We start from the raw sequence: 4,672 nt of genomic DNA on the forward strand, positions 1-4,672 counted from the left end.
AGCCGCGCCGCCTCGCCCGCGCCGAGCAGCGCGCCGAGCGTGGCGCCCGCGACGCCGCGCAGGTCGAGCACCGGGCGCCCGAGGCGGGCCGCGAGGTCGGCCGCGCCGCCGCGGCTCTCGACGTCGGCCCGGAACTCGACGGTCAGGTAGGGGCCATGCACGTCGAGCAGCGACACCTCCGACGTCGCCACCGTCCCCGGGTCCTCGGCCGCGTCCTCGTCGGGCGCGAGGGGGCGCTCGTACGGGTTCGCGACGGCGTAGCGGTCGGCCAGCGTGCGCACGCGCGGGTCGTCGTAGACCGCGAGCGAGTCGCCGCCCAGCAGGTCGCGCCGGAAGACGCGCTGCGAGGTGAAGACCGCGTCGTAGTACGAGCGGTCGTCGTCGGCGGCGTACACCTCGTACAGGCGCCCGTCCCACCGCGCGAGCAGCAACGGGGCGCCGCGCACCCGGGCGCCGCCGGGGCCGGCCGAGACCCAGTAGGTCGAGTCGCCGGCGGCGAGCAGGAACTCGCCGCCCGCGTCGCCCGCCGCGTCGCGTCCGGCGCCGCACCCGCCGTCGACGGCCGCCTCGAGCGCCGCGAGGGCGAGGCGCGTGCGGGAGCGGGGGCGGGCGGGCGCGGACATCGCGGCGCAATATAGTGGCTCCGGCCCCGGCCGCCGGTCGATGGCGGTCGCGTCCGATCGCCCCTTGCGCATATGTGTCATCACATGTAATGTTCTCACATGCAAAAGACGCTGCAGGACGAGATCCGCCAGACCCGCCCCTTCTCCTCGCTCGAGCAGGAAGCACTGCTGAGCCTGGAGCGGACGGCCGCCGTGCTCGGGCACGCGGTGGAGCGCGAGTTCAAGGCGTTCGGCGTCACCCCCACGCAGGTGAACGTGCTGCGGATCCTGCGCGGCTCGCGGCCGAACGGGCTCTGCCGCCATGAGATCGGCGACCGACTGGTCACCCCGGTGCCGGACGTCACCCGACTGCTCGACCGCATGGAGGAGGCCGGCTGGATCCTCCGCGAGCGCAGCGACGAGGACCGGCGCCTGGTCCGCACGACGATCACCGACGACGGGCTGGCGATGCTGGAGCGGCTCGACGAGCCGATGCGGGAGATGGACCGCCGGCTGATCGGGCACCTCTCCGAGTCGGAACTCCGCGCGCTGATCGACCTGCTCACCCGCGCTCGGCACCGGGACTGAGTAAATCTTTGCACTGAAACGTGTTCCAACACCCACAGTCATCACACGAGGAAACGCGCATGTCGACCACCGTCACCGCCCCGAGCACCCGCGCCGACCTGGCCCTGGCCGCCCTCCGCGTCGTCACCGGCGCGACCTTCGCGGCGCACGGCGCGCAGAAGCTGTTCGTGTACGGCTTCGCCGGCGTCACCGGCGCCTTCACGCAGATGGGCGCGCCGCTCCCCGGCGTCACGGGGCCGGCGGTCGCGCTGCTCGAGTTCTTCGGCGGGCTGGCGCTGGCGCTCGGCCTGCTGACCCGGCTCACGGCGCTGGGGCTCGCGGTGGTGATGCTGGGCGCGATCCTGCTGGTGCACCTGGCCGCCGGCTTCTTCGGCCCGAACGGCTTCGAGTTCCCGCTCGTGCTGCTGACCGCCGCGGCGACGTTCGCGCTCGCCGGCGCCGGCCGCTTCTCGCTCGACCACGCGCTGGCCTCGCGGCGCGGCCGCTGACCCCGCACCCTCCCCGGCCATGAGCACCTCGACCCAGGACATCTTCGGCGCCGCCCCGGCGGCGGCGCCGGCCACCCCGGGGAGCTACGGCGAGCCCTCGGCGGCGGGACGCCTGCCCGACGCGACGCGCCTCGGCGCGGTGCGGCTGCAGGTCGCCGACCTCGCGCGCTCGCGCGACTGGTACACGCGCGTCCTCGGCCTGCGCGTGCTCGCCGACGACGGCGCCGGGGCGACGCTGGGCGCGCACGCCGACGACGCGCCGCTCGTGACGCTGGTCGCCCGCCCGGGCGCCCGCCCGATGGCGGCGCGCGGCCGGCTGGGGCTCTACCACTTCGCGATCCTCCTCCCCGACCGCGCGGCGCTCGGCCGCTTCGTGCGGCACCTCGGCGAGTCCGGGGTGCGCGCCGGCGCCGGCGACCACCTGGTGAGCGAGGCGTTCTACCTCACCGACCCGGACGGGCTCGGGATCGAGGTGTACGCCGACCGGCCGCGCGAGACGTGGCGCCGCGTCGGGAAGGAGCTGATGATGGCCACCGACCCGGTGGACGTGCCGGGGCTCGTGGCGGCGGCCGGCGGCGTATCATGGACGGGGATGCCCGCGGGAACCGTGATGGGGCACGTCCACCTTCACGTCGGCGACGTCGACGCGGCGCGGGCGTTCTACGCCGAGGGACTCGGCTTCGACCGCACGGTCTGGCACTACCCGGGCGCGCTCTTCCTCGGCGCGGGCGGCTACCACCACCATCTCGGCACCAACACCTGGGCGGGGCCGGGCGCGCGCCCGCCGGCGGCCGACGACGCGCGGCTGCTCGACTGGACGATCGTGCTGCCGGCCGCCGCCGACGTCGACGCGGTCGCGGGCCGGCTGGAGCGCGCGGGGTACGCGACGCGCCGCGACGGCGACGCGCTGCTGGCCGACGACCCGTGGGGCACGACGGTGCGGATCACCCTCTGACGACGACGACACCCATGCAACTCACCGGCATCCACCACCTGACGGCCGTCTCGTCGAGCATCCGCGAGAACTTCCGCTTCTACACCGACGTGCTGGGCATGCGGCTGGTGAAGCGCAGCGTGAACCAGGACGACGTCTCGGCCTACCACCTGTTCTACGCCGACGCGGTCGGGACGCCGGGGACGGACCTCACCTTCTTCGACTGGGACGCGCCGCGCGAGCGCCGCGGATCGCGCAGCATCACGCGCACGCACCTCCGCGTGAAGGGCGAGGACTCGCTGCGCTACTGGGAGGCGCGGCTGACGGAGCTCGGCGTCGCGCACGGCGCGGTCGAGGCGCGCGGCGGCCGCCTGACGCTGCCGTTCGAGGACCGCGAGGGGCAGCGGCTGGCGTTCGTCGACGACGGCGGGCGCGGCGACGCGCCGACCCCGTGGGAGCGCAGCGCGGTGCCCGCCGAGCACCAGGTGCGCGGCCTCGGCCCGATCCTGATGAGCGTGCAGCGGCTGGAGCCGACGGCGGCGCTGCTGACGAAGGGGCTGGGGATGCGGCAGACCCGGGACTATCAGCACCCCGAGAGCCCGAAGCACACGGTGCACGTGTTCGAGATGGGCCCCGGCGGCGCGGCGGCCGGCGCGCACGCCGAGCTCCACGTCGCGGTGCAGCCCGACCTGCCGGCGGTGCAGCCGGGCGCCGGCGGCGTGCACCACGTGGCGTTCCGCTCGCCCGACGAGCAGTACGACGAGTGGGCGGAGCGCCTGAACACGCTGGGCATCCCGAACAGCGGGAAGGTGGACCGCTACTGGTTCCGCTCCCTGTACCTGCGCGAGCCGGGCGGCGTGCTGTTCGAGATCGCGACCGACGGCCCGGGCTTCTCGGTCGACGAGGACCCGGCGACGCTCGGCGAGAAGGTGGTGCTGGCGCCGTTCCTGGAGCCGCAGCGCGATCGCATCCTCGCGGGGCTGAAGCCGATCGATTGAACGGCAGACAGGATTGACAGGAAACCGGGGGAGAGACTTCAGGCTCGAGTCTCTCCCCCGGTTTCCTGTCAATCCTGTCTGCCGTTCACTGCTGGCACTGGCCCCGCGGGTCGGGCTTGGGACCGCTGAGCGCCGGCCGGTGATCGAGGTTCGCGACGCGCGCGGCGACGTCGTGGATCAGCTGCGTGACCGACGCGAACTGCGGGTAGGCCAGGTACTGGGGCTCGTCGGTCACCATGTGGTAGTCGCGGTGGCCGCCGGTCGAAAAGAACACGACGGGGATGCCGTAGCGCGCGTACATGTAATGGTCGCTGCGACAGTAGTACTGCTCGGGGTGCCCGTTGGCGTCGTAGGCGTAGTCGAAGCGGAACGGCGTCGGGCTCGCGGCGCGCCCCACCTGCTCCACCAGGTCGCCGAGCTCGCGCGAGAGGCGGCGCGAGCCGATGAGCTGCACGTAGCCCGGGCCGCCCTGCGACAGGTCGTTGGCCGTGCCGCGGCCGATCATGTCGACGTTGAGCTGGGCGACGATCGAGTCGCGCGGCACCGTGGGGTGGTCGGTGTAGTACTGCGCGCCGAACAGCCCCGCCTCCTCGCCGGTGTGCCAGATGAAGAGGAGCGAGCGCTTCGGCTTCGCGGCCGCGCCGGCGAACGCCTCGGCGATCTCGAGGAGCCCCATCGACCCCGACGCGTCGTCGTCGGCGCCGTTGTAGATCGAGTCCATGCGCGCCGGGCGGATCGCGCGGGCGCTGTCGATCATGCGGCGGATGCGCGCCGTCTCCTCGGGCGTGACCGGGCGCTCGGGGCTGTCGGCGCCGCCGGGGCGCGTCACGGTGAGCACCGCGCGCAGCGAGTCGTGGTCGACCGGCTGGCGGTCGAAGCCGACGTGGTCGTTGTGCGCGCCCAGCGCGACGTACGTGTTGCGGAGGGCGGGGTCGCTGCCGCGCAGGATCGCGACGACGTTGCGCCCCGGCGCGGGCTGCGTCTCGAAGGCGATCGTGCCGCGCGCCGGGCGGCCGGCGCCGCCGGCGCGCGCGTCGGCGAGGGGCGCGCCGAGCAGCGCCG

Annotated in this window: 6 protein-coding genes; 4 read left to right on the forward strand and 2 right to left on the reverse strand. The window is 74.4% G+C overall.

Translation table 11 applies throughout. From position 1 onward, the window contains the following. A partial coding sequence (locus PYV61_RS21160; protein WP_275835374.1) for a hypothetical protein occupies nucleotides 1–623 on the reverse strand: 623 nt, incomplete at its 3' end. Between the two features lie 99 nt (nucleotides 624–722). On the opposite strand from PYV61_RS21160, the gene PYV61_RS21165 reads away from it, so the two are divergent. From PYV61_RS21165 to PYV61_RS21180, 4 genes are read left to right on the forward strand one after another with little or no spacing between them, the layout of a single operon-like run. After that, nucleotides 723–1,190: a MarR family transcriptional regulator gene (locus tag PYV61_RS21165; RefSeq protein WP_275835376.1), complete on the forward strand. Its 468-nt coding sequence runs from the start codon at nucleotides 723–725 to the stop codon at nucleotides 1,188–1,190. 59 nt (nucleotides 1,191–1,249) lie between these two features. Beyond that, nucleotides 1,250–1,678, forward strand: coding sequence for a DoxX family protein (locus PYV61_RS21170; RefSeq protein WP_275835378.1), 429 nt, complete (start codon nucleotides 1,250–1,252; stop codon nucleotides 1,676–1,678). Between the two features lie 19 nt (nucleotides 1,679–1,697). Further along, nucleotides 1,698–2,633: a VOC family protein gene (locus tag PYV61_RS21175; protein ID WP_275835380.1), complete on the forward strand. Its 936-nt coding sequence runs from the start codon at nucleotides 1,698–1,700 to the stop codon at nucleotides 2,631–2,633. Nucleotides 2,634–2,647: 14 nt separating this feature from the next. Beyond that, nucleotides 2,648–3,610: a ring-cleaving dioxygenase gene (locus tag PYV61_RS21180; RefSeq protein WP_275835382.1), complete on the forward strand. Its 963-nt coding sequence runs from the start codon at nucleotides 2,648–2,650 to the stop codon at nucleotides 3,608–3,610. 85 nt (nucleotides 3,611–3,695) lie between these two features. On the opposite strand, the gene PYV61_RS21185 is transcribed toward PYV61_RS21180, so the two are convergent. Next, nucleotides 3,696–4,672: M28 family peptidase (locus PYV61_RS21185; RefSeq protein ID WP_275835384.1), on the reverse strand; the 977-nt coding region annotated here is incomplete at its 5' end.

The organism is Roseisolibacter sp. H3M3-2 (assembly GCF_029211165.1).
Classification (GTDB): domain Bacteria; phylum Gemmatimonadota; class Gemmatimonadetes; order Gemmatimonadales; family Gemmatimonadaceae; genus Roseisolibacter.